The 25387-nt window shown below is 51.6% G+C and carries 21 protein-coding genes; 11 read left to right on the top strand and 10 right to left on the bottom strand.

Translation table 11 applies throughout. The annotated features are described in order from the left end of the window. Positions 1 to 153: 153 nt before the first annotated feature. Both CX651_RS11565 and CX651_RS11570 read right to left on the bottom strand, forming a co-directional pair. Complete coding sequence (locus CX651_RS11565; protein WP_146225991.1) at positions 154 to 906, bottom strand: outer membrane protein OmpK; 753 nt, start codon at positions 904 to 906, stop codon at positions 154 to 156. A gap of 153 nt (positions 907 to 1059) precedes the next feature. Next, positions 1060 to 2232, bottom strand: coding sequence for a porin (locus CX651_RS11570; RefSeq protein WP_071475950.1), 1173 nt, complete (start codon positions 2230 to 2232; stop codon positions 1060 to 1062). Positions 2233 to 2744: 512 nt separating this feature from the next. Between CX651_RS11570 and CX651_RS11575 the strand changes: the two genes are divergently transcribed. Next, positions 2745 to 2936, top strand: coding sequence for a DUF4250 domain-containing protein (locus tag CX651_RS11575; protein ID WP_101056152.1), 192 nt, complete (start codon positions 2745 to 2747; stop codon positions 2934 to 2936). 10 nt (positions 2937 to 2946) lie between these two features. On the opposite strand, the gene CX651_RS11580 is transcribed toward CX651_RS11575, so the two are convergent. After that, complete coding sequence (locus tag CX651_RS11580) at positions 2947 to 4983, bottom strand: DNA topoisomerase III (protein ID WP_101056154.1); 2037 nt, start codon at positions 4981 to 4983, stop codon at positions 2947 to 2949. A 320-nt stretch (positions 4984 to 5303) separates the two neighbouring features. Between CX651_RS11580 and CX651_RS11585 the strand changes: the two genes are divergently transcribed. From CX651_RS11585 to CX651_RS11625, 9 genes are all read left to right on the top strand, one after another. After that, positions 5304 to 5918, top strand: a complete 615-nt coding sequence (locus tag CX651_RS11585) for a peroxiredoxin (protein WP_101056155.1) — start codon at positions 5304 to 5306, stop codon at positions 5916 to 5918. A 117-nt stretch (positions 5919 to 6035) separates the two neighbouring features. Further along, the gene (locus CX651_RS11590; RefSeq protein ID WP_101056158.1) at positions 6036 to 6899 is read left to right on the top strand and encodes an MBL fold metallo-hydrolase; all 864 of its coding nucleotides are present in this window, start codon (positions 6036 to 6038) and stop codon (positions 6897 to 6899) included. A 15-nt stretch (positions 6900 to 6914) separates the two neighbouring features. Then, positions 6915 to 7325, top strand: a complete 411-nt coding sequence (locus CX651_RS11595; protein WP_101056160.1) for a TIGR01244 family sulfur transferase — start codon at positions 6915 to 6917, stop codon at positions 7323 to 7325. A gap of 33 nt (positions 7326 to 7358) precedes the next feature. Then, entirely contained in the window at positions 7359 to 9080 is a 1722-nt protein-coding gene (locus tag CX651_RS11600) for a SulP family inorganic anion transporter (RefSeq protein WP_101056161.1), read from the top strand. Between the two features lie 752 nt (positions 9081 to 9832). Then, entirely contained in the window at positions 9833 to 10234 is a 402-nt protein-coding gene (locus tag CX651_RS11605) for a hypothetical protein (protein WP_101056163.1), read from the top strand. Positions 10235 to 10646: 412 nt separating this feature from the next. Beyond that, positions 10647 to 11111, top strand: coding sequence for a hypothetical protein (locus CX651_RS11610; RefSeq protein WP_101056165.1), 465 nt, complete (start codon positions 10647 to 10649; stop codon positions 11109 to 11111). Between the two features lie 397 nt (positions 11112 to 11508). Next, entirely contained in the window at positions 11509 to 12393 is an 885-nt protein-coding gene (locus CX651_RS11615; RefSeq protein ID WP_101056167.1) for an AraC family transcriptional regulator, read from the top strand. Further along, complete coding sequence (locus tag CX651_RS11620) at positions 12390 to 13160, top strand: AzlC family ABC transporter permease (protein ID WP_283103239.1); 771 nt, start codon at positions 12390 to 12392, stop codon at positions 13158 to 13160. The genes CX651_RS11615 and CX651_RS11620 overlap by 4 nt, the downstream gene beginning before the upstream one ends. Further along, positions 13157 to 13459 (top strand): AzlD domain-containing protein, encoded by a 303-nt coding sequence (locus CX651_RS11625; RefSeq protein ID WP_025009838.1) that lies wholly within the window; start codon positions 13157 to 13159, stop codon positions 13457 to 13459. Before CX651_RS11620 ends, CX651_RS11625 begins: the two co-directional genes overlap by 4 nt. Positions 13460 to 13463: 4 nt before the next feature. On the opposite strand, the gene CX651_RS11630 is transcribed toward CX651_RS11625, so the two are convergent. From CX651_RS11630 to agaR, 7 genes are all read right to left on the bottom strand, one after another. After that, on the bottom strand, positions 13464 to 14831 hold the full coding sequence (locus CX651_RS11630; protein WP_101056171.1) for an MFS transporter: 1368 nt from the start codon (positions 14829 to 14831) through the stop codon (positions 13464 to 13466). 89 nt (positions 14832 to 14920) lie between these two features. Continuing rightward, complete coding sequence (nagA, locus tag CX651_RS11635; protein ID WP_167398134.1) at positions 14921 to 16042, bottom strand: N-acetylglucosamine-6-phosphate deacetylase; 1122 nt, start codon at positions 16040 to 16042, stop codon at positions 14921 to 14923. A 49-nt stretch (positions 16043 to 16091) separates the two neighbouring features. Continuing rightward, positions 16092 to 17099, bottom strand: a complete 1008-nt coding sequence (locus CX651_RS11640) for an ROK family protein (RefSeq protein WP_025886687.1) — start codon at positions 17097 to 17099, stop codon at positions 16092 to 16094. Between the two features lie 3 nt (positions 17100 to 17102). Then, positions 17103 to 18308, bottom strand: a complete 1206-nt coding sequence (locus CX651_RS11645; RefSeq protein ID WP_101056175.1) for an SIS domain-containing protein — start codon at positions 18306 to 18308, stop codon at positions 17103 to 17105. A 4-nt stretch (positions 18309 to 18312) separates the two neighbouring features. After that, entirely contained in the window at positions 18313 to 19587 is a 1275-nt protein-coding gene (locus CX651_RS11650) for a class II D-tagatose-bisphosphate aldolase, non-catalytic subunit (RefSeq protein WP_101056176.1), read from the bottom strand. Between the two features lie 7 nt (positions 19588 to 19594). Next, positions 19595 to 20965 carry a Gfo/Idh/MocA family protein gene (locus CX651_RS11655; protein ID WP_101056178.1) on the bottom strand — a complete coding sequence of 457 codons (1371 nt, stop codon included), beginning with the start codon at positions 20963 to 20965 and terminating at the stop codon, positions 19595 to 19597. A gap of 14 nt (positions 20966 to 20979) precedes the next feature. Beyond that, a complete protein-coding gene (gene agaR, locus CX651_RS11660) occupies positions 20980 to 21762 on the bottom strand; it encodes a transcriptional repressor AgaR (protein ID WP_025009833.1) in 783 nt (260 codons plus the stop codon). Between the two features lie 337 nt (positions 21763 to 22099). Here agaR and CX651_RS11665 point away from each other — a divergent pair, with 337 nt between their 5' ends. Next, complete coding sequence (locus CX651_RS11665) at positions 22100 to 24943, top strand: TonB-dependent receptor (protein ID WP_101056180.1); 2844 nt, start codon at positions 22100 to 22102, stop codon at positions 24941 to 24943. Positions 24944 to 25387: the final 444 nt, after the last annotated feature.

The raw sequence follows: 25387 nt of genomic DNA on the forward strand, positions 1-25387 counted from the left end.
GACTCTGGACAGGAGCAAGCTCATTCCGGCGGGGAAAAATAACATAAAAGGCCGACAGTCATCACTTTCGGCCTTTTTATTGCGCCTTGCTGCCGGGTCTGGCTGTTGCATCTTATTGCATCGACAGGCTTAAAACCGCATATACCCGTGGCGTTAAAAAGCGTAGCGCAGCGAGAAGCTGTACTCCAGGCCATCGTTGGGTGCAGTGCCCCAACTCTTGTAGTGTGTCAGTTGCAGCTTGAGACTCAAGTCTTGTGCCAATGGGCCTGAAACAGCGGCAAACAATTGATGACCATAATCGTCGTCATAACCAAAAACAGCCGCATGCTCGTGGTCACGCCCCAAAGCGGCGGTGTAATCCAAGTTTAGTTTCCAACCTTTGGGGAACACGGGCAAATCGTAATAACTGTTGCCATTGAACACTACGCCGGATAACCCTGAGTAATCTTTATCGGTCAGATTGGACTGACTCACAGTATAGTGCCCCGCCAACCCCAGGTTGAAACGCAGCGCACCGCAGTCAAAATGCTGCTTCAAGCCGAGATAAAAATTATCCTCGGTCAGATGCTTATGGGTGCCGAGAAAGTTTTGCAACCACAGTGCGGTACGCTCTTCGTTGAGCCGATAATGCCAAACCGTCAATGACTTGAAGGCGACCCGTTTATCCGCCACCCATTTACCGGGGTTTTCCACCTTGAGCATCTGATAAAAAGTATTGCGCTCGTCACGACTGAAATGACTGAGCGCCACAAAGCTTTGGTTGAAAGCCCCGGGATTATCGTCACGGGTGGCACTCGTAAACCCCAAATAACCGGCTTCTATTTGAGTCGATGCGCCGGCATCAGCCATGCCAAAACCGCCAAGCAAAGTAACGGCCAACCCGATTATTTTACTATTGAGTTTCATCTTTTCCTTGTTCAATCAGTGTTTCCTTCACACCCTGGACTCATGTCCTTGATGGCATCTAGTTTCCCTTGTCCAATGCAATGGATAAGCTATTGAATAAAGTAAAAAAAGGCCACCCTAAGGTGGCCTATGCAGGGAAATACAGGGAGCCCCTTAGAAGAAGTAACGGATACCTACCGCATAGTTGTTGTCCTGCAGATCTTCCCAGGACTTGTCATCCATGCTGCTGAAGTCAATCTTGGCTTCGGCATACATCACAGTGTCACGGCTGTAACGGTAGTGCAGACCCAGAACTGCAAATTGGCGGGTCCAGTCACCTTGGATGGCGGTGTTGGCATCAGTATCCAGATCCTGATAGCTCAGCAGGAATGAAGGAACAAAGCCGTTGTCATACTGGTAAGCGACGATGAATTCACCACCGGTAGAATCGTACAAGTTGCCACCAACCAGTTCGTTTTGCTTACTCTTGTGAGCGTTGAAGCCAACGTACAGACCATCTGCTTCGCGGCCTGGAGCATACTGGTAGAAGCTGCCGTACTGGGCACCGATACCGACGATCTGGTTAGTATCATCAACGGCGACACCGGCCAGGTTGCCTTCAAAGTCACCACGGTTGAAACCGGCCAATACCTTGAACTTATCGGTTACATAGTAAGTCACGCTGGCACCATAGCTGGAGTCAAAGCTCAGCTCAGAGCCATCATTTAGCGCCGCGCCGTTTTCGTCAAACAAGGCAACGTCGTCATTTTGCTTGGAAGCATACTGAAGGGCGATATGCAGCTTGCCGAAGAAGGTGTTGCGATACTGGAAGGCAGCATCTGCACGACCAGCACCTGTCAGGCCGCCGTCACCAAAGGTGTATGCACCTACAGACCAGCCAGTGAAGGCATCCAGGATATCTGTGGTATAAGCCACATCATAGTATGCCCCCCACTGCTTACCGAAAGTCAGAGTACCCCACTTGTCGTGAGCCATACCCACATAACCCAAGCGGTTGAACAAGAAGTCACTGTTCTTCTCGGCACGCATCTGACCACCGCCCTGGCCTTGGGTGTAGATCAGGCCGTCATCACTGGTCACCATGTTAATGCCCCACTCAGTGTGGGCAAAGGCGCGCCAGCCGTTGCGTTCCTGGCGATCAAAACGGAAACCTACGCGAGAGAAATTATCGATAACAGATGTTTCATGACCATCATTAAAGGCGGCAAAACCCAGCCAACCTATCATGTTTACACTATTGGTCTGATCTTTATACAGTTCTACAGCTTGAGAAGCGCCACTCGCCAGCATAGCCGGGATCACAAGTGCCAGGATCTTCTTGTTCATATTCATTACCCTTTTATAAGTAAAACGCGTTTAATACGCTGATTTATTAGACATATTTCTATGTGTTACTCGAGGGCTGCAGTTTGCGTGCCAGCTGTAAAAAAGCCAATTCCAGCCCCTGGTTTCCTGCGCTGGATCGACAAACCGTGAAATATCGTGATTGGAAAGCGTTAAATGCCGTGGGAAGAATTAAATATCGTTGTAACAAGCGAACTGTTTCTGCAGCAAAAGGGATGCATGCGTATCGACAAGGGCTGAATCAATCACCTTGACAACAAAGATTAACAGATTGATTTTTAAACACTTAAGTTAAGATTGGTTAAAGTGATCGCGAATGCTTGATGTAACAGGAACCGATAAAAATGATCAATAAAACCGCCTTGAACAGAAAATAAAATTACTTTATTAAGATATTGATTTTGTAAAACTTTAAATATATTCAGCCAAGATTTGCAACCCAAGCCAACACTATTGCATTATGGGGCAGTCAATAGCTGACACTTGGAGGGAATATGGAAAGCCTGCAACATCTGCCCGCCGAAATACTGTTGGGCATAGTCAATGAGAAACTAAGACTCCGCTGCCCGGATAGAGATGCACTTTATTACGAGCTTGACCTGTCGCCTACCCTGCTCGAGCATAAGCTCAGTGCGCAAGGATACGAGTACCATGCCCTGTCCAACCAATACCGACGATTGAAATAACCGCCCGTCCTCAAGAAGTTGCGAACTGGGCTTTGGTTTTGCTCTTGGTCGCTGAGCGATAGTTGCGCTTGCCGCTGCCCGTCTTGTTGCCAGTGCTCTTTTTGGTGCTTGTGCCCTTGGAGGCACCAGCCTTAGCAGCATAAGCGCCACTGCGACGTTTACGTCCTTTAAAGCCTGTACTTTTCACGCCACTCAAGGCCGTAGGCAGTTGTGCCTTGGCCTGCTCAATAAGCTCACCCAATTTAGCCGTCAAGGGCTGCATAAAGGCCTGATATTTAAGTTCACGGCGACAAATCGCATCCAGGCTACTTTCCCACAGCGCCGTCATATCCGGCGTGGTGGCCACTTCAGGCAGGCTTTGAATAAGCCCGCTGCCGGCCTCAGTTGCCAGAATACTCTTGCCCTGACGTTTCAAAAAGCCACGTTTAAACAAGAGTTCAATGATCCCGGCGCGGGTCGCTTCTGTCCCCAGACCATCGGTTTCCTTGAGAATTTTGCGGATCTCAGTGTCTTTCACATAGCGGCTTATTCCTGTCATCGCCGCCAGCAGTGTGGCGTCGGTAAAATGCTTGGGCGCCTGGGTCATCTTTTCCACTAGTTCACCCTTGAGGCAATCCAGCACCTGCCCCTGAGTCAACTCAGGTAAGCTGGTTTGAATATCTTCCGCTTCATCGTCGGCTTTTTGTTTGCCAAACAACTGTTTCCACCCCTGTTTTAATGGTTGTTTGGCCTTGGCCACGAAACAACCTCCAACAATGTCGATCACAACGCGGGTTTCAAGGTACTCATAATTAGGGTAAAACTGCGCCAAATACTGACGGGCGATCTGCAAATACACCTGACGCTCACGCTGTGATAAAACACCAAGGTTAGCCGTCTTTTCCGTAGGCACTATCGCGTGATGGGCGTCTACCTTGGCATCGTTCCAGGCCTTGGACTTAAGGGCGGGATTAGGCGCTTCACAGCCTTGCAACAGCTCTGCTGCCCCTTGGGTAATGGCATTCAAGACTGCCGGGGCCAGCTGTAACTGCGCCTTGGGCAGGTGGCGGCTATCGGAGCGCGGATAAGTGATCAATTTATGCCGTTCATACAGAGACTGCGCCGTATCCAGCACCTCTTTGGCGCTCATACCAAAACGTTTGGCGCAATCAATCTGTAGCGCTGACAGACTATAGAGCAAAGGCGGTGCCTGGTGTCTTTGCCTGCGCTCCAGCTCATCAACCCGGCCGGGTTGACCGGTGATCCTGCCGACCACATTCATCGCCAAACCGCGCGAAAGCACTCGCCCCTCCTCGTCCATCCAAGGTTGACAAGCCTCACTGGGCTGCCAGCGAGCGCTGAAACAGCTCCCCTCTTGGGTGCTAAGATGGGCCAGTACTTCATAAAAGGGTTTGGGCACAAAGGCAGCGATTTCCAGATCGCGCCGGACAACCAAACCAAGCACAGGAGTTTGCACCCGACCGACCGACAGCACGCCCTGATAGCCCACCTTGCGCCCCTGCAAGGTATAGGCACGGGTCATATTCATGCCGTAGAGCCAATCGGCTCGACTGCGCGCCAGTGCCGAAGTCGACAACGGCACAAACTCGCGGTTACTGCGCATCTGCCCCAAGGCGCGTTTTACCGCTTGCGGGTTGAGGTCGCTTATCAACAAGCGTTTGACCGCCGCCAGCTTATCGCTCTTGACCCCAAGATGGGCAATCACTTCATCTACCAACAACTGCCCTTCCCGGTCCGGATCGCCGGCATTGACCAATTCACTGGCCTGCTTGACCAATTTACGCAAGACACTGAGTTGGCCGCGACTGCTGGCTTTGGGTTTAACCTGCCAATCGGACGGGACAATAGGCAGATGTTCCAACTGCCAGGACTTGTAGGCGGGATCGTAAGCATCCGGCTCAGCTTGCTCCAGCAGATGACCGATACACCAGGAAACACAATCACCGTTGCCAAGCTCGATATAGCCCTCATGTTTGCGATGGGGTTTAGGGAGCACCTCGGCGATGGCGCGCCCAAGGCTGGGCTTTTCGGCGATATAGAGGATCATCCACTGCGTCCTTTGACTGTCACTGGACAGTATTACTGGATAAAATTACAGTAATTTTAGCCAAGTCAGCTTTAGGCTGCAAATAATCCTTCTTATGCTTCCCTATGGTAACTCCGGAGCCGTAGTTCTTGGTTTGAAGCCGAGCTGTTTAACGCACTTTTGTTCCGATGTTTATTATCTGAATCCCCACTTCCCTAATCGCTATACCCTCTCGGACTAATTGAGAATTTCTATTTGTACTTAGTAGCGAATGCTATTATAGTATATCCATTAGAAAAATCTTATTGATAAAATTCTGATGCAAGTGGGAAAAACGCTATATGACTGAACAGACAACTGTAGCTGCGATGCCAGGTCTAAATGAAGCAGCTCCGCCTTTCACCGCAAAAACCACCCAGGGTACGCTTAGCCTGGAAGACTACAAAGGTAAATGGTTGGTTCTTTTCTCTCATCCGGCAGACTTTACCCCGGTATATACCACTGAATTTATGGCGTTTGCTCAGGCAAGTGCAGATTTTACAGCGCTTAATTGTGAACTGATGGGGCTGTCTATCGATGGTGTTCATGCGCACATCGCATGGGCTCGTAGCGTTAAAGATAACTTCGGTGTTGAAATTAACTTCCCGATTATTGCTGACCTAAATATGAAAATTGCTGGTGCTTACGGCATGGTTCAGCCAGGTGCGAGTAATACTTCTGCGGTTCATGCCACTTTGGTTATCGCCCCTGAAGGCGTGCTACGCGCAATGCTTTACTACCCAATGAGTAATGGCCGTTCAGTAGCAGAAATTCTACGTCTAGTTGAAGCGCTACAAACTAGCGATGCAAACGTATGTGCAACTCCAGAAAGCTGGATCCCAGGCAATGAAGTGATTGTTCCACCACCAGCAACCGCTCAAGAAGCCGAAGTACTTAAAGTTCAAGGTTATAACTAGGTTGACTGGTACTTCAGTAAAAAAACTGTAATCCGCAAACCATGCCTGTTGCTATGTAAACAGGAGCTATCCGGCCCACGTGACGTTAATCATCTTTTATGGAATCAAGGAGGAAATATGACTCCCGGCGTTTACGAATTTTTCGATCCGAAAACCTTTACCTACAGCTATGTAGTCGTAGATCCAAACAGCCAGCAATGTGCCGTTATCGATTCGGTACTAGACTACGACCCCGCTTCAGGCAGGACTTCATACGAAACAGCAGATAAGCTGATTGAGTTTGTAACGAAAAGTGGCTTAAAGGTTGAGTGGATTCTTGAAACTCATATTCATGCTGATCATCTCAGCGCAGCCCCCTATATCAAGCAGAAACTTGGGGGCGAACTGGGTATTGGTGACAAAATCACTGTGGTACAAGATACATTCGGCAAGCTATTTAATGCCGGTAGTGATTTCGCGATGGATGGCAGTCAGTTTGATCATTTGTTTGCCGATCAAGAGACTTTTACTCTTGGTAGTATTGAAGCACACGCAATTCATACTCCGGGCCACACTCCTGCCTGTATGGCTTATGTGATTGGTAACTGCGTATTTGTTGGCGACACCTTATTTATGCCCGATTACGGCACCGCCCGTTGCGATTTCCCCGGAGGAGATGCAGCAACCCTCTATCGCTCAATTCAGAAATTATTCGCTCTGCCTGATGAAACGCGTGTCTTTATGTGCCATGACTACAAAACACCAAATCGCGAAGAGTATCTGTTTGAAACTACGATTGGTGAGGAGCGCCTATACAATATTCACGTCAAACAGAATATTTCTGAGCAGCAATTTGTTGAGATGCGCAGAGCACGTGATTCCACACTGAATATGCCAACCCTGATTTTACCTTCGGTTCAGGTCAATATGCGTGCCGGAGAGTTACCACCGGAAGAAGATAATGGTGTGCACTATCTGAAAATACCATTGAATAAAGTCTGAAACGGAGTTGCTGTTATGCTGACACCAATCTATTTAACGGAATCAATTACCGTTTCACCACAAATTTTTCCCAGTGACATACCACGTCTGGCATCAATGGGGTTTAAGTCGATCATCAATAACCGTCCAGACGGAGAAGAAAATAATCAGCCCTTGAATAGAGAAATTGAACGACTGGCTAAAGAACATGGTATGACCTATTTTCACTTACCGGTTATTTCCGGAAATATTACTCAGGATCAGGGGAAGCAGTTTAGTCAGTTCTTTGTACACGCCCCTAAACCTATTTTTGCTTTCTGTCGCACAGGAACACGTTGCAGCGCACTCTGGTCGATGAGCTGCACGGAACTGGGTTCATTTGATCGGCGTATTGCCCAAGCTACCGAAATGGGTTTTGATCTTAGTTGGGTTAAGCAACCCGATTAACCGAATTCACACATTGCTTAGGATAGCCAAAGCATGAAAAATTCCTGGTTGAAATGGTTGCCGATATCATCTTGGTTGCCTGATTATTCGCGTCATGACGCCACAAAAGATAGCTTAGCTGCTATTATCGTGACTTTGATGCTTATCCCACAAAGCCTTGCATACGCGATGGTTGCTGGTCTGCCCCCCATTGTTGGTCTGTACGCCAGTATCCTGCCGCTGATCATTTATACAATGCTTGGCACCAGTAAAACACTGGCCGTGGGCCCGGTAGCGGTGATCTCGCTAATGACCGCAGAAGCCATTGCTCCGCTGTTTGAAACTGGTAGCCAGGGTTATATCACCGCCGCTGCAACCTTGGCATTTCTTTCCGGTATAGTGCTATTGCTAATGTCGGTACTAAGACTGGGATTTCTGACCACATTTTTAAGCCATCCGGTGCTTTCTGGCTTTATGACTGCTTCTGGTATTCTTATCTCTATTGGTCAGCTTAAACATATTTTTGGCGTGTCACTGCATGGGGAAAATGTGCTGCAGCGCTTGACCAATCTTATTCTTGCGTTACCCCAAACTAATCTCTATACCCTGATGATTGGGGCGTTCAGTTTGATTGCCCTTATCTATGCACGCAAAAGCCTCAAACCCAATTTGATCAAACTAGGACTTTCATCAGAACTGGCAAGTCATGCAATCAAACTGGCTCCAGTGATGGTGATGATATTGAGTATTGTGTTAGTGGCCCTGTTTGATCTGGACAAAAAAGGCGTCAGCGTAGTCGGCCAGATCCCAAGCGGTTTGCCTAGTTTTTCACTGCCATCGCTCGATCTCGCACTAATCGAAGACCTGCTTCCGGCTTCGATTCTGCTGAGTATTATCGGTTTCGTCGAGTCAGCTTCAGTTGGGCAAACATTAGCGGCGAAACGTCGCCAGAGAATTGAGCCAAATCAGGAGCTGATTGCCTTAAGTGGTGCCAACATCGCATCAGCTATTAATGGGGGATTCCCGGTTACAGGTGGTCTGTCGCGCTCAGTAGTCAATTATGATGCTGGCGCTGAAACGCCAATGGCGGGAACATTTACCGCAATTGGAATCGGCATTACCGTGCTTTATTTCACCCCGCTGTTTACCTATTTGCCACATGCGGTGTTAGCGGCAACCATTATCGTTGCTGTATCGGCACTGATTGATGTGAGAGCCATTATCCATACCTGGAAAAGTGCAAAGAGTGATGCTATCGCCATGTTTCTTACCATTATCGGTGTATTGGCATTTAATGTTGAGACTGGCGTATTAACGGGGCTGGCTACATCTCTAGCGCTATTTCTATGGCGCACCAGTCGGCCACATATTGCAGTGGTTGGTTTAATTGAGGGAAGCCAGCATTTTCGTAACATTCTTCGTTTTAATGTCATCCAAAGTAAAACGGTACTCAGCCTGCGGATTGACGAAAGCTTATATTTCGCCAATGCTCGTTATCTAGAAGATCAGATAATGGAACATTTGCAACAGTATCCTAAAACCCAACATCTGGTATTGATGTTATCCGGGGTGAACACAGTCGATACTAGTGCTCTGGAAAGCTTAACGTTAATTCACGACCGCCTGAAAGACTCCAATATTCAACTACACTTATCAGAAGTTAAAGGCCCGGTCATGGATGATATTCAAAAGTCGGACTTCTTTGAACACTTCAAAGGAAAATTTTATATTAGTCAGTATGAAGCAATAGTTGATCTGGATAGTTCGATAATTTAGAAAGAACTATAGACTTCTAATGTCAATCAATTAAGACAAATAACTTAACATGCTAACCGAAAGACTAAAAACCGGATGACCCCATGTCATCCGGTTTTTTAGGTTAATCTCAGATTAGCGCGGACAGGAAAGTAAAACGATTGGAGAGCTATTATTTAGTCGTTAAACAATTACCAACCCCAACGGTTCTCGATGTCGAATAGGCTTTGTTGAATAAAATATTTTCAACTGAAATTTATCGCGAATTCAACTCCGAAGTGCACCATTCGCTAAATTAAGCTGCCTCGCGTAATTTATTAAATACCGCAACATGTTAACCTGCGAAAATAGCCCTGATTAAGCACTCTGTTATTTAAGCAACTGCCAGCCAAACTGGCCACCTTCGGATAAAGCTAAAACCAGTTACCCCTTTACTGAGTCTGGCACGGAAACGGCGCCCCCTGGGGATTTAAGGTGGCACAGGGGCTCAGGATGTTGCGACCAAAGCAATTTGAACCGTCAATTCATCAATCCAAAAATAAACTCTTTTGAATCATAGTGTTACGCACCTTTATTTTCTAAGATTGTACTCCTTTTTTGTACCTATTCCAATCAGAATATCACCTTAATTCGGCACTGAAGCTATCCACTAAAGGGCTTAAACATCAGCAGGCTAATATAAAGTGTTACGGGGATAAGACTTTAGTGGCATGGACAAAAAACACACAACAGATAGCATGATATTGCACTTTAGTTAATCATAAGGAGTTGATATGAAAAATATAAGTGTGGCAATGGCATTGGTTTCAGCTGTTGTGTTCTCTCAAACCACGTTAGCGAGCGACAATAGACTTTGCCTTACCAACGATACAGAGTTTGTAGCCAGTGGTTACTCCGTGCAGGATGGCATAGACGACCCAAACTTTGACCCAAGTATTGAGGTCCAGGTTACTTATTCAGGGAAGGTTTGTACATCATCGCAAAAGGAAGTGAGTACCCTATCAGTTCCAGTTCCAAACACTCCTATTGAAGGAGATAAAAGGACAATCGTGCAAACTCGTGGTGGGTGGGTATATACCTGGGAACAGCTCTATACCAGCAGTGGATGGCAGACTATTTTGTTTTCGCAACGCGAAATTGGTAGTGGCAATGGTAAACATGAAGCCCAACGTTAAGTAACAAGTTCTGGGCCGTTATAAGCCCAGTTTCTTACTTGTTTTTCCCTTTCTAAACAAGAACATTCAGTCCCTTATGAATGACGGTTCAGCTATCATTCGCTTTCCAAAAAACGTTATATTACTTGGATCGCGTTCCATATCTCTAGCCTATGTTGATGCCCAGACTGGCAAGGTTTTCCGATTGTTCAAACCCAAATATTATCATTTACTCTGAAGCCAAGAGACAAGTTAGATTGAAGTAGGAGACAGGACATTTTCATGGACCAAAATTTGATAACCCGCGGTCTTTGACTGTCTAATCCATCACCATGATTTCTGCAACTGCCGTGCTAAACTGCCGATTCGCATTGACATTCAGCGAGAAATATAATTTCATACCAATAATCCATCCAATTGTTTTTAAAGAAAAATGATAGAAGTAAAATGTTTTACGTTTTTTGCCACACAGAAGTTACGCACGTCGGATATAACAAAAATAGTGGAGGATAAACATTACCCAATCATAGAAATTGACGGTTTAGAGCTATCTCCAAGCATAAAATTCACATCTACCAACCCTAATATAAACGAGTTTGATGCTGATGATATGTTAGGAGGGTTCTTTTCGGATCGATTCGACTCTATCAATAATGAAATAATAGAAGATGATGGCAATGTAATTATAAAATCCATTTTTGCCCTACAATTCGATGTTGATTGTCCTATATCACTACATGGCGACGAAATAACCTACAAAGAAGGAGAAAGAGATTACTCATATAAAGTATCACCTTCTTTCTGTAGAACAGACTTTCCACCATTAACCGATTCGATAGAGATTAAATCAGAAAAGAAACTCACAATAGAAGAAGCAGTTAAAGAATTGATAATGTAATGAATGGGTTAATGCGCTTATTACCGGGTAAAGACATCTGCAATGAGGTCGCCCTGAGTTTGAGCATCGATATAGGTACAAGTTAGAGTTGGTTTGATAAATTTCTTCTTAAAATTTACTGGGGTTTGGATTAACCTTTCTATCCGAGTCAACCTTTACGCCAAAATTTAATCAATTGATTTGGTTACAGTTTAAAACTTGGTCTAACTGTGTGGCGCCCTTTTCACTCAATCATACCTTAACACTTATTCTTGTTGCTTCATGGCGGCCAGGATTGGCCGTACAATCCCCGGGGAGTATTAGCTAATCAGGTACTCGCCTGCGTGCAAAAATATCCAAAACAACGCCAGGTAAACTGGTTAATATGCAGGATAGGGAGACTGACAGGGGAATAAAGATGGCCGAAACAGCCAATGCACAGCAAAGCAAATCGCTGCGCCACAAGTCCTGCAGGCAAGGGCGGGAACGGGCGACTTATCGTCTGGCCGAAGAACTTGGCGGCCTGGAAACTCTCAGTGCCAGCTATCATCAGCAGAACTTTGGCCGCCACAGTCATGAAGGCTTCACCTTGGGAATCATAGACAGTGGTGCCCAGCGGTTTTTCCGAAGTGGCGGAGATCATGTTGCCCCCAAACACAGCATCATTCTGGTGAATGCAGATGAGGTGCATAATGGCCGCTCGGCAACTGAAAATGGCTGGTCGTATCGGGCACTTTACCCTACCCCTGAGCAGTTTGCCGAACTAGCACTGTGCAGCAAGCAACAGGTGCCCTGGTTTGCCGAGCCCGTGGTACAGGACCCTCTATTGGCGCACCTGATAGCCATCACCCATGAAGCGCTCAACTATTCGAGTAATCGCCTGCAACGGGAAAGCCTCTTGTACGAAACCCTCAGCCTGTTGATGCTGCGTCACGGTCGGCTGAAGCCCGCTGCTGCTGTCCAGGCAGGCCCCCTGCTGAATAGGGCCAGGCAGTTTCTGGAAGACAGTTGCAGCAGTAACATCTCGCTCCAGGAACTGGCCAGTCTGGTACAGCTGCCGCCTTTTGTGTTACTCAGGCAGTTCAGGGCACAATTTGGTTTAACCCCGCACCAATATCAGACTCAGGTAAGATTAATTCTGGCGCGAAAGTTGTTGCGGCTGGGCGCTTCACCGATCCAGGTGGCACAGGACTCAGGATTTTGCGACCAAAGCCATTTGAACCGTCAATTCAAACGGGCATTCGGCACCACTCCGGGCCAATTTGTTCAAACAGAAAAATCATCAAGATGGAGTCAAGATTGACCATTCACAATCAGCAATCATCATGCGTTCAGGAACTTAACCGGGGCCGCGAATTTTTACGGGGTACCCTGGCGGTAATGCCGCTGACTTTAGCTGTTATCCCCTGGGGAATATTGGCCGGCTCGCTGGCACTGGAAACCGGCCTCAGCGCCGTAGAGAGTCAAGCCATGAGCCTGTTTGTTTTCGCAGGCTCGGCGCAATTGGTCGCCCTCGGAATGATAAAGGCAGGTTCAGGCCTACTGGCCATTTTGGTTACCACGGCATTGATCACCTCGCGTCATCTGCTGTATGCCATGGCGATGCGTCCAGCCATCAGCCCCTTGCCACTGCGCTGGCGCCTGACACTGGGTTTTCTGCTCACGGATGAACTCTTTGCGGTGGCCAATCAAAGCAAGGAAAGTCCCCTTAGGCCCTGGTACGCCCTGGGAGCTGGTTTGAGTTTTTATCTTGGCTGGAATCTGGCAACCCTGGCCGGAATTCTTGCCGGCAGCTCTATGGATAATCTCGGCTCTTTGGGACTGGATTTTGCCATCGCAGCCACCTTTATCGCTTTGGTGGTGCCGAGGATAGTCAATGTTGCCACCGCCTTATGTGTGCTCACGGCCATGTTGCTGAGCGTCCTGTGTGAAGCACTGGCTATCCCGGGAGGCCTGCTGATCGCCGCCGTAACCGCCATGGCTGTGGGGTATATCTATCAAAGCCTCTTGGGCAGCAGTCCAGTTAAACCGGTTGAGACAACACAAGATAAAGGCGAGGAGCAGGCATGATTTGGTTAACCATACTGACCATGGCGCTGTTGGTGATACTCAGCCGTTATTTACTGCTTGAGCCCGGGCTGCCGATACGGCTTGGCAAGAAAACCCAGGCTTTCCTTGGCTTTTCGGCGCCGGCGGTATTAAGCGCCATCTTCGCCCCCATAGTGTTTCTGCGAGACGGCGAGTTGCAACTGAGCCTGAGCAATCCCTACCTCAGCTGTGCCCTGCTGGCTGCCTTACTTGCACTGCTGACCCGCAACACCCTGCTGACCACTATCGTCAGCATGGCGGTATTTTTCTGGATCTACTGAGGTCTCAGTCAATCACGGCTTTGGTGGCGGCCGCCCCCGACCAGGCCCGCAGCTTGTGGCCGGCAACGGCGTAATAAAGGATCATCCCATAGCAGGGAAGGAGGATCCCGTAGGCGCTTTGATGGGGCACACCCTGGTGCACCAAGGCGCCATAGAGCAATGGCAGCAAGGCGCCACCGGCTATGCCCATGATGAGCAGTGCCGAGGCCACAGCAGTCAGGCGGCCGAGCCCTTCCAGCGCCAGCGGCCAGACAGCGGGCCAGACCAAGGCGTTGGCAAAGCCAAGTAGCGCAAGGTAAAGCAAGGGATCCGGCAGCGGCATTATCCCCAAAGGTTCGAGCAAGAGACTCGACAGCTGCATGCTGGTTTCATCCCCAAGCATGATCCCCAAAGTAAACACCAACCCAGCCAGCGCCGAGCCCACCAAGGCACTGCGCTGACTCATTACTCTTGGGATCAAGAGTATGCCGAGCAAATAGCCAAGCACCATAAATCCCATGGTGTAGGAGGTCAGAATGCCAAATTCGGCCACTTTAAGATGCTGACCATAGAGGCCTATGCTGTCACCGGCAATCACTTCGGCACCTATATACATAAAGAGAGTCAGTGCCCCGAGAATAGCCTGGGGATAGGCCAGAATGGCGCGCCAATCTGTTCTCGGTACCAAGCTGTCACAGCTTTTGGCCTGGCTGTCATGTTCAAGTTGCAGTTCGGGCAGAGGCGAAAATCGCACATACAGCAGCAACAGAGCCAAGACAACCGCCATCGCCAGGTAAGGCTGCACCAAACGGGCAGACAGTTGCTCCAATGCCGCAGTGCGCTCAAGCTCACTGAGCTGTGCCAACGCTTCCGGCGTAAAGGCATCCATACCTGTCAGCACCCAGGCACTGAACACCAAAGGAACAATAAAACCGGCGCCCTTGTTGACCACGCCCATACAGCTGATCCGCATGGCGGCGCTTTCTCGCGGACCAATGCAAACAATGTATGGATTGGCCGCAGTTTGCAGTATGGTAAGGCCGGTTCCCAGAACAAACAACGCCAGCAAAAACAGGCCAAAGGTGTGGCTCAGCGCCGCAGGGATAAACAGCAGTGCGCCACTCGCCATTACCCCAAGGCCAATCTGTAGCCCGGCACGGTAACCGAAACGGGTCAACAGCCCGGACATGGGCAAGGCCATCACGAAGTAAGCGATATAGAATACAAAGGCCACCAGATAGGCTTGCAGCTCATTGAGTTCACAGGCGATTTTCAGAAAAGGGATCAGTGCACCATTGAGCCAGGTTACGAAGCCGAATACAAAAAAGAGTATTCCAATCAGCACCATGGGCAGTAAAGTGCCGCCTCCTTTATTCAGGGTGTTATTGTCCATTATCGGCATCTCCTCTTGTTATTGTTATTCTCTGTCAATGATTATCCAGCTGCTGCCAAGGACAGATGTCCCTTGAAGCTGCTTATTTTTCAAACGCTTTTGCTGCGAACTTCGGCGCCCGCTGCGAGCCTGCCGCCTTGCCAGCGCTTTGACTGATACAGGGCATCGTCAAGCAGCAGCAAGTCAGCCCGCATGCCTTCGGCCAACATGCCTCTGTCATTCAGCCCGGCAAAAGCGGCCGGAGTACTGCTGGCCATGGCAACGGCCTGCTCCAGCGGGATCCCCAGCACCTTGACGGCATAGCGAACCGCCGTTGTCATCTCCAATACTGAGCCGGCCAAAGAGCCGTTGAGATCCCTGAGCTCAGTACCGCGGCGCACAACTTTACCGCCGAAAAATTCAAACTCCTGCTCTTCAGAGCCCACAGGCGACATGGCATCTGTTACCAGCATCAAACGTCGACTCCCCTTGACACGCCAGGCGAGAGTGGCGCTGACCGGGTGCAGATGATGACCGTCGAGAATAATGCCGCAAAATGCCCTTGGGTCACTGAGCGCCGTTCCCACCATGCCGGGAGCACGCGACTCCAGCTGTGACATGCCGTTATAAAGATGGGTAAAGCCGCTGGCTCCGGCATCCAGCGCCGTCATCACGGTTTCGGCATTGGCATTGGAATGCCCCAACGACACTCTGACACCGAGCGCCACCAGGCGGCGAACATCTTCAGGCCCTACCCTCTCGGGAGCCAGAGTCACCACACAAACACCCAGTTGGGACACAGCTTCGGCGTAGAGCGCCAACTCAATATCGCCAAGCTCTCTTAAGCGTGCTTCACTGTGGCACCCCTTACGCTCCAGTGACAGATGCGGCCCCTCAAAATGGATCCCGGCTATGCCGTCAAGACCGGCTTCCCTGGCGCTGATGGCCGCCGCTAGTGCCGCTTGCATTACCCTGATATCGTCGCTGATAAGCGTCGGCAACATGCTGGTGGTGCCGAAACGGCCATGGGCGTCCAACATCAGCTTAAGCGTCTCAACGCTGGGTTGCCGGTTGAACATGCGGCCACCACCACCGTTGACCTGAGTGTCGACAAAACCGGGAACCAGAAGGCCTGCATAGTGAGTTGCCGCCTCACCTTCCTTGGGCGCCTTGGCAATGGTATGAATACGGCCATCGACTATCCGCAGCCAAACCTCACTACTGCGGCTCATTTGCGGCCCGAGCAGGGCACCATCGGCACCAATCCAGAACGGGGCCTTGTCAGTGTTGCTGTTCATGCCAGCCTCCGGTCAACAGGGTATCCATATCCGCTACCTGCTCGTTGGCGCTCACGCTATTGCTCTGTTCCACTCTAGTCGCCAGCGCCTTTCCCAGCATGGCGGCGCCGCGAACGCCACTGGCGGCGCCGAATTGAGCGGCGCAAAACTCGGGCAACTGCACCCCATTGAACATATGCCTGGCGGTAGCCTGCGGCAGCGCCGCCAAAATTTCCGGCACTTCGCTCAAGCCGCCGCCGAAGACAAAGATGTCCGGATCCAGACTGAGGATCTGCCCGGCCAACACACTGCCCAGGGCATCCAGATAAGCATCGAAACTGCGTTTGGCTATGGCATCACCGGCGCGCAGCGCCGCCAGCCAAGCGTATGTATCACCCTCGCCGCCAAACGCCCGGTAGATACGACCAAGGCCTGTGCCCGAGACATAGGTTTCGGCGCAGCCTTTGAGGCCACAGCCGCAATCGTAAAGCGGCAAGCCATGGCGCAGCAGCACGCTGGCCGCCATACCCTGATGGCCGAACTCACCGGCCAGACAGTGGGCGCCGGTGATCAGTCGCCCTTCGATACAGATCCCGCCGCCAAGCCCGGTACCGAGTATGAGCCCAAGAACTCTGGCATGATCTTTCCCGGCTCCCAGCAAGGCTTCGGACAGGGCGAAACAACGGCAATCATTGCCAAGAGCCACAGGACGCGACAACAAGGCGCCCAGATCTTCGGCCACTTTACGCTGATTGAGGCAAGGTACATTGCTGGAGACCACAGTGCCATCGGCGCGGATCACCCCGGGCAGGGCTATCCCCACAGTGCCCGGGATGCCGGACTCGGCCGGCCAGCGCCTGTCGGCCTCGCTTATCTGCAAGGCGAGTGAGGCCAGAAAGCTCTGATAATCGTCACCCTGAGTCGCAATGCGCCATTTATCCAACAAACGCAATTGTGGACTGAACACCGCCAGTTCTATCTTGGTACCACCGATATCCACACCGTAGTACATGGCTCAATCCTCTGTGTTATCCAGGCTGCCGGGCCGAGTATAAACCGCAAGCGAATGCAGCTTCACCCCCTGCACCACTCTATTGACCTGGCCGCTGGGACAGGGATTATCCGGTGACACCCCAAGCTCCAACGCCTTGTAAAATGCAAGTAGCTGACAGTAAACAATAAAGGGCAGTATCAACCAAGCCTCTTCCAAACTGGCCTGACCATCTTGGGCCAGAGCCTCTTCACTCAGATAACAGATATCCAGCGCCCGCTTATCGGCGCGCAGCTCTGACAGAAGATCCAGATCGTAGGCTCTGGCATAGGGCTCAGAGCTGCCGAGCATCACTATCTGGGTATCTTCATTCACCAGTGACTTGGGGCCGTGACGAAACCCCAGCGGACTCTCAAAACTGCTGATCACTATACCGGCCGTCAGTTCAAGGTACTTGAGCGCCGCCTCCTGAGCCGCCGCCTTGAGCGGCCCGGCGCCGAGGAACACTATCCGCTTGCAGCAATGGGCCGCGGTTTGCTGCACCCCGTCGAGCCGGGTTTCGAGCAGTTGCTCCGTCAGTGTCAGCACCCTGGATAGCGGTTTGTCTTCCTCAGCAAACAGCAGCAGGGTCGCCAGATACATACAACTGAAGCTGCTGGTCATGGCAAAGCTGCGATCGTGGCTTTCCTGGGGCATCAACCACAAACAAGCCTTGTGACTGTGTTCGGCCGCATAGCTGGCCAAAGCTCCCTCAGGGTTACAGGTCAGCAGCAGATGACTGACATCTGTCAGCAACTCATCGGCCAACGCCAGCACAGCCAGGGATTCAGGGCTGTTTCCCGAGCGGCCATAGGAGACGATCAGAGTCGGCTGCAATGGGTTGAGATGCAGCCTGGGGTGAGAAACAATATCCGTGCTGGACAAGGCTTCCACCCTCTGGCCCGGCAATCTGAGTTGCCGCTGTAAAAAGGCTGCCAACGCCTCGCCGATATAAGCCGAAGTACCCGCGCCGGTGAGAATAATCCGCAGATTGTCCTTGGCCAGCAAGGGATTGAGAAAAGCGCTGAGCTGCGCTTCCCTATGTTTGAAATCGGCCTGTAATTCGCGCCAGAGTGTCGGCTGCTGGGCTATCTCGGTCGCCGTCCATTTACCGCTCTCCGGCGCTTGCCAAAGCGGGTTGGCGGCAGATTTTGGATACAAGTGGGTCTTTGATAGGTCACTGACTTGCATTGATTTATCCTTCGATGGCAGCAGGCTGACAGGCGCTGGCATAACGGTTAAGCACCAGGCCGATATGATGGAGTACCAGCTCAATCGCCGTGGCAGGCAGCTCGCCTCTGACCACGGCCGGATAGGCCAGCGGCAGATATTGGCTGATAAGAGGTTCGGGAATGGGGTTTGCCAGATTGGCCAGCAGCTTGTCTATGGTCAGTGACAATTCGGGCCAGTAGTAGCGGATCCTGTCACTGTAACTGAATCCCAGTTGCCAATCCCGCAGCGCAGGATCTGTATAGAACGACTGCCAGTATTTGGGCTCAGACAACATCTTCTGCTCACACAGGGCTCTAAGCCCTGAGCGTTTCGCCGCCGGCACCAGCAAGGCCTCTATATGATCCAGGGCAAACAGCCCCTCGCGCAGGGCAAAAGTCAACTGCGGCCCCACTTTGAGAATGGCAAAATGGCCGGCCACCAACTGGGCGTAATGCTCCGGCAGCTGATAATCTGTGGAGTGGGCTTCAAACACCAGGTTGGGCTGCTCACGAATAAAGCGGCTCTGCTCTTTGGTGAGCGTATCATCATACTGATGTACCCCGGCATTGCCGAACTCCACCCCTGGCTGCACCACCAGCGCAATCACCCGCTGCCAAACCTCCTCCCCAAGCCCTTCGGCGGCAAAGGCCTGTTTGTGGGCGCTAATGGTGTGTTTCATCGCCGCGACCGGGGTGATCTGCAGCCCCTCCTCCAGCGAACTGACACCACCGGGAGCGGGTACTTCAGTGCCTATCACATAACAGAGCTGTTGCCCCGGCGCCTTGGCCGCTTCTGCGGCGCGGCACAGTCTGGCGGCGCGCGCGGCAATCACCTCATCGGCAAGGGGCGTGTGTTCCTGATGACAAGCCATGCTGGCATCCAGATGAATTTTACAAAACCCCGCCTCGACATAGGTCCGCACCATGGTTTCGGCCTCGGCCATCGCCTGCTCGGCAGTCAGGTGCTTCCAGGCCACCGGCCCCAGGTGATCGCCGCCGAACAGCAACTGCGCTTCGGCAACACCTTCACTTTGGGCCAGGATCTTCACAAAGGCGATAAAATCGGCGGGAGTCATGCCTGTATAGCCGCCGTGCTGATTGACCTGGTTGGCCGTAGCCTCAATCAGCAAGGGCGCCCGTTGCCGCGCCGCATGACGCAGAGCGGCGCGCAGTACCAGCGGCTGGGCCGAACAGACGGAATAAATCCCCGCCTGCTGCCCGGCCTTGTTGGCCTCAATAATGGATTTGAGTGCAGACATGCTTACCTCAACCTACAATGCCAAGCGGTTTGGCGCTCTGCCACACGCCACGGGTAAAGTCGGGGAAGTCCTTGGAGTTACCGCGATCGGCCACTGAAGCCGCCGACAGAGGCTGCACCGCCGACCAGGCCGCACCGTCATACACATCCTGATCCAGCGGCTCGCCGTTACGCAGGCAGTAGATCATCCGCCAGCACATTAAAAAGTCCATGCCGCCATGACCGCCGTTCTTTTCGGCCGCCTCGCCCATCTGCAACCACAGCGGATGGTCATACTTGGCATACCACTGGGTCATATCCTGGTCCCAATGGTGGAAGCTGCCACTGCCGCCCTGCTCCAGCGCTATGCGGTTGGGGAAACCGGCAAACACCCCATTGGTACCCTGAATCAGGTTATGGCGGCTGTAAGGACGCGGCGTTGTGGTGTCGTGTTGCACCATGATGGTTCGGCCTTTAACCGTCTTGATAAGACTGGTATTGATATCGCCGCAGATATAGTTGAGCTTGTTGCGGGCATGGTCGGCGGGGAATTCACGCTTGGCATAGGCTGCGCGCCCAAGCGACGGAGAGCTCATGGAAATGAGATAGTCGAACCTATCGCCGCGGTTGATATTCATGTACTGGGACACAGGCCCCAAGCCATGGGTAGGATACAGGTTACCGTCAATCAAGGCGTGATACTTGGTGCGCCAGGAGCCCGTCTTGCGATCTATCTCCTTCATCTGCCAGCGCAGCTCGTGAATATAAGCGGCTTCACCGTGCAGCAGTTCGCCGAACAGCCCCTGGCGTACCATGTTGAGCACCATCAGCTCGTCGCGACCGTAGCAGACGTTTTCCATCATCATGCAGTTGCGCTGGGTTTGCTCGGCTGTGTCCACCAGATCCCAGAGCTGCTCCATGGTGATCCCCATAGGCACTTCAACAAAGGCGTGTTTGCCGGCCAGCATAGCCTCTTTGGCCATGGGGTGGTGCCATTCCCAAGGTGTGGCAATGACCACTATGTCCACATCCTGGCGTGCCAACAATTCACGATAGGCGTGTTTGCCCTGGGAATAATAACCGGGCTGGGCCAAGCCTGCGTCACTCATTACCTTCTTGGCACGTTCTATGACCAGGGGATCGGTATCGCAGATAGCTGTTACCCTGGCGCCCTCTATGTTGTTGAAATGGTGAATGAACCCCACACCTCGCTCACCGACGCCGATTAGCCCCACCCGCACTTCGGCCATTTTCGGAACCACCAGCCCCATGACAGAGCGGCCACTGGCCTTGGGTGCCAGTGCAGATGAACCGGCATTGGCGGCGCAGCCAGCCAGCGCCGAGGCAGCAGCTGTGGCCACTGAAGCTTTCAGAAAGGAACGACGATCAAAACCAGACATAACTTCTCCCCTTGTTATTTGTTTTTATCTATCAGGTGCAGCTGCACCCCTTGCTTGGTGAGTTCTTCCACATAGCGCTCGGGAATGCCGCTGTCGGTCACCAGTTGCTGGATCTGCCGACTGGCACAAATTACATGAAACGCCTGTTGGTCGAATTTGGATGAATCGGTAACTACTATGATCTCGCTGGCAATCTCACACATCATGCGGTTGAGACTGGCTTCCTTCTCAAAATGGGTGGTGAGACCTGCCTTGAGATCAAAACCATCCACCCCGAGGATCAGCTTGTTGAAGTTGTAATCCCTGAGGCTCTTCTCGGCGATGGAACCATAGAAAGACATCGACTTCTTACGCAGCAAGCCGCCGGTAAGCATCACCTCAACGTCGTCGGAACGCGCCAGCTCTGTGGCTATGTTAAGGCCGTTGGTCATCACAATAAGATCTTGATGTTCAAGGAGGTTGGCCGCGACTTGCTGGGTAGTGGTGCCCGAGTCCAGCAACAGGCGGTCGCCATCATTAACCAAAGAGGCCGCCACCTTGCCCAGCTCCTGCTTCAGTGCCGAGTAGCAGTGGCCCTTCTCTTTCAGTGACAGTTCACGAATAAGGTCGGAGTTGACCATGGCGCCGCCACGGGAGCGCACCAACAACTGCTTTTGATCCAATACCGCCAGATCCGAGCGTATGGTGACTTCCGAGACCCCGAAGCGATTTGCCAGCTCGGTGACCGACACCTTTCCCTGTTGTTGGGTCAGCCGGACTATCTCCTGCTGCCTCTCAATAGTGTTGAGATTATTCACTGCACTCTTCCTGTTTTGTTTGTTGCGCTCTGGAGCAGGTGAACCTGCACTAACTTTCGAAAGCTTTCAATCTACTAGCAACGTCGTCAAATCATAACAACAATTCTTATACCACAACGACTTAAGCCAAAACCAACAACAAACTTTCACTTTCAACTAGCTAAACTATGCACCAAACCGAAAACAATTAAAAGACATTTTACATTTTTTCATTGATCAAACAGAGTTTTTAACGCTATAAATAAGCAATCGAAAGCATTCCGCTGTTTCCAATGCTTTCGTTAAACAACAAAAGCGAAAGGCATTAAGCCTGATAAAAACAAACAGCGGGGAACCCATGAAGCTCTTAGCCACCCAACCTGCCCTAATTGCCCTGGCAGTTGCCAGTGCGCTGGCAACACAGCCGGTTACGGCCAATGACGAGTCCGACAAGGAAAACAAGGCTCAAACACAACAAAACTCAGCTCAACAGCAGGATGCCGAGCTGGAAAGGATCCAGGTAACGGGTATCCGCTCAGCCATCAAGGAGTCGCTGTTTCTGAAACAGAATGCCACCGCAGTGGTGGATCTTGTGGTGGCCGATGATATAGGCAAGTTTCCGGATGAAAACCTGGCCGAAGCACTGCAACGTATTCCCGGGGTGACCATTACCCGCAACGGCGGCGAGGGACAGAACATACTGATCCGCGGCCTGGGGGACGGCTACAACATCACTACCCTCAATGGCCGCAAACTGGCCTCGGACAACGCCGGGCGGGACTTCAACTTTGACACCATAGCCTCGGAGCTGGTCAATGTGCTGGCGGTTTACAAATCTCCCGAATCGCGGCTCACCGAAGGAGGCATAGGGGCAATTGTGGATATTCAGACCCGCAAGCCTTTGGATTTGGACGGTTTTACCCTGCAGGCCTCGGCCAAGGGTATCTATGAGTCGCGCACCGAAGACCTGCACCCGCACGCATCTCTCATCATAGGCGACAAGTCCGATAACGACAGTTTCGGCGCTCTGTTTTCCGCCGTTTACTCCAAGAAAACCCTCAGGGCCGACACCTATTCCGCCGATGGTTTTTTCGATGAAGAGGAAGGCTGGGGTGTCGACAGCGCCGGGGTGCCAGTAGACACCAACGGCAATGGTGTGATTGATGAAGGCGAAATCTACGCCTCCAAAATACCCAGTTACATGTACTATGCCAACGCCCAGGACGTACGCGAACGCATCGGTGGCACCCTGGCGCTGCAATGGCGGCCTCTGGATAATCTGGATGTCAATTTCGACGCCCTCTACTCTCGCTACAATACCGATGGACACAAATACCAGATAGGGTTTGTCAACTATGACGAGGAGTGGACACCGGGTACCCCGCTGTTCAGCGATGCGCAGTTCGATGAGCTGGGGCGAGTGGTTTCCATGCGCCAGCAGGGCGACAACACTATGGTGGAGCTGCTTAACTTGAGCACACCGCGCAAGACAGACACCTACCAACTGGCACTGAATACGGCGCTGTTTATCACCCCCAATTGGTCGGTCACCGCCGATCTTGCCTACTCGGCCGCCAAAAACAAGAACAAGGGCGACAATCGCTTCATCGTCGCCCGCGGCTTTGTCGACAGCATAGATATCGACTACACCAATGGTCAGATGCTGCCGGATGTGGTGATAGGCCCGGGACTCACCAGCGAGCAGACCTATGGTGCCCACTACAGCCTAAACAGTGGCACAGGCGTGGATGACAAGGTAACGGATCTTAAGCTGATGACCCAGTATTTGCCGGAAAGCGGCTTTATCAGCAAGCTGGATGCCGGGATAAACTATGTCAAACAGGTCAAGAGCCAGAATGATTTCAGATCGAAAAACCCCAGCCAATTCAGTCGCGGCGGCTACTATCTAACCCGCGACGGTTATGCTTTTGACGGCTCGGGAGTCTTCACTCAAGGCGAGTTTGAGCTGTTCCAAATTCCGGGTAATGTGTTTGTGCCCGCCAACTTCGATAACTTCCTCGACGGCGAAAACAGCATCTCACCGGATCCCTGGCCCAGCTTTGACTATGACAAGTTGCTGGAATACTACCGCTCCATCAACGCCGATGCCGCCAATGAGGCCATAGTAGCCAGTGCCAATCAAGCCGGTACTTATGAGGTAAGCGAGGCCGTGACCTCGGCCTATGTGCAGATAACGATTGAAGAGCTGCTGTTCGATCTGCCCTATATGCTCAATCTGGGGGTCAGGGCCAGTCGCACCCAAGTCGATTCCGAAGGCTTTGGCTATGATTTGAGCAAGGTAGTGCTGGATGATGCCGGTCAGCCGCTCAACGATGACTGGCGCACTGTCAGCCCGGTAAACTACAGCGACAGCTATACCAACATATTGCCAAGCCTCAACTTCAAGCTGAACCTGCAGGACGATCTGCTGCTGCGCATCTCGGCCGCCGAAGTATTGAGCCGCCCGTCACTCTACTCGCTCAGAGTCTGGGCCGCGCCCAACTTCACCAGTCAGGAGCAGGGCTTACCAACTCTGGTACGCGGTAATCCCGGGGTTGAACCCGAGCAGGCCAAACAGGCGGATCTGGCACTGGAGTGGTATTACGGCGACAGCAGTTCACTGAGCGGCGCCCTGTTCATCAAGGATATCGACTCCTTTATCTCTGATGAAAAGACCCCCATGGAGGTCAATGGCAACCGTTACCTGGTAAGTCAGCCGGTTTCCGGACAGTACGGTGCCAAAGTGCAAGGCTTTGAAATTGCCTGGCAACAATCCCTCGAACAGTGGTTGCCTGAGCCGTTCAACGGCTTTGGCTGGCAGCTTAACTACACCTATGTGGACAGCAGTTATGAGGATCCTGAGCTGAAAGCCAAGGATCTGCCCTTCAAGGGGATGTCCGAGAACTCCTACAATGCCGTGCTCTACTATGAGCAGTATGGTTTGCAGGCGCGCCTTGCCTATAACTGGCGCAGCAAGTTCCTGGTGGATCCGGATGCCTGGGGCGGCCCGGCCTGGATAGACGACTACGGCCAGTTGGATGCCAGCATCAGCTACGACATCACAGACAACTTGACCGTCTTCAGTGAAGCCTCCAACCTGACCAACAACCGCTACTCAGGTTACATCAAGCGCGAAGATCAGGTGAATTATCTGGAACGCTTCGGAACCCAGATAGCCGTAGGTATTCGCGGCCGCTTCTAAACGGAACCAAGACGGATCCCCAAGAGTAACCATCTGACTGACTCAAGCTGCACTAAACACAAAGTGAGTATAAAGTAATTCCAAATACAGAAAGCCACCTGATTCAGGTGGCTTCTCTACTTAAGTCTCGAGTACCTTTATTGAAGATAGCGGTCGGATGAAATCTCTGTGCTTCAGAGACTGGATAAATCTGACCAGACAAACGGGTCGAGCCATTCTCAATATCTCCACAGCAGCATCTCACATGGGGGCGAAAGACATCTGCTCATCAAGCACAGCTTGATAGATGGCTGTAGCGCGAAGCAGCTTGGCTGCGAGCTGAGGGGCACACACTGCGCCAGCAGCTTTGGGCTGCATGTTAAGTCGTGCTCGCTGGAAGCGAGACAAACAAAAAAGCCCTAGCATTCAGCTAGGGCTTTTTTGTTTGTTAGGCGTCTGGCGATG

Origin of the sequence: Shewanella chilikensis (assembly GCF_002836945.1) — a bacterium.
Taxonomy (GTDB): domain Bacteria; phylum Pseudomonadota; class Gammaproteobacteria; order Enterobacterales; family Shewanellaceae; genus Shewanella; species Shewanella chilikensis.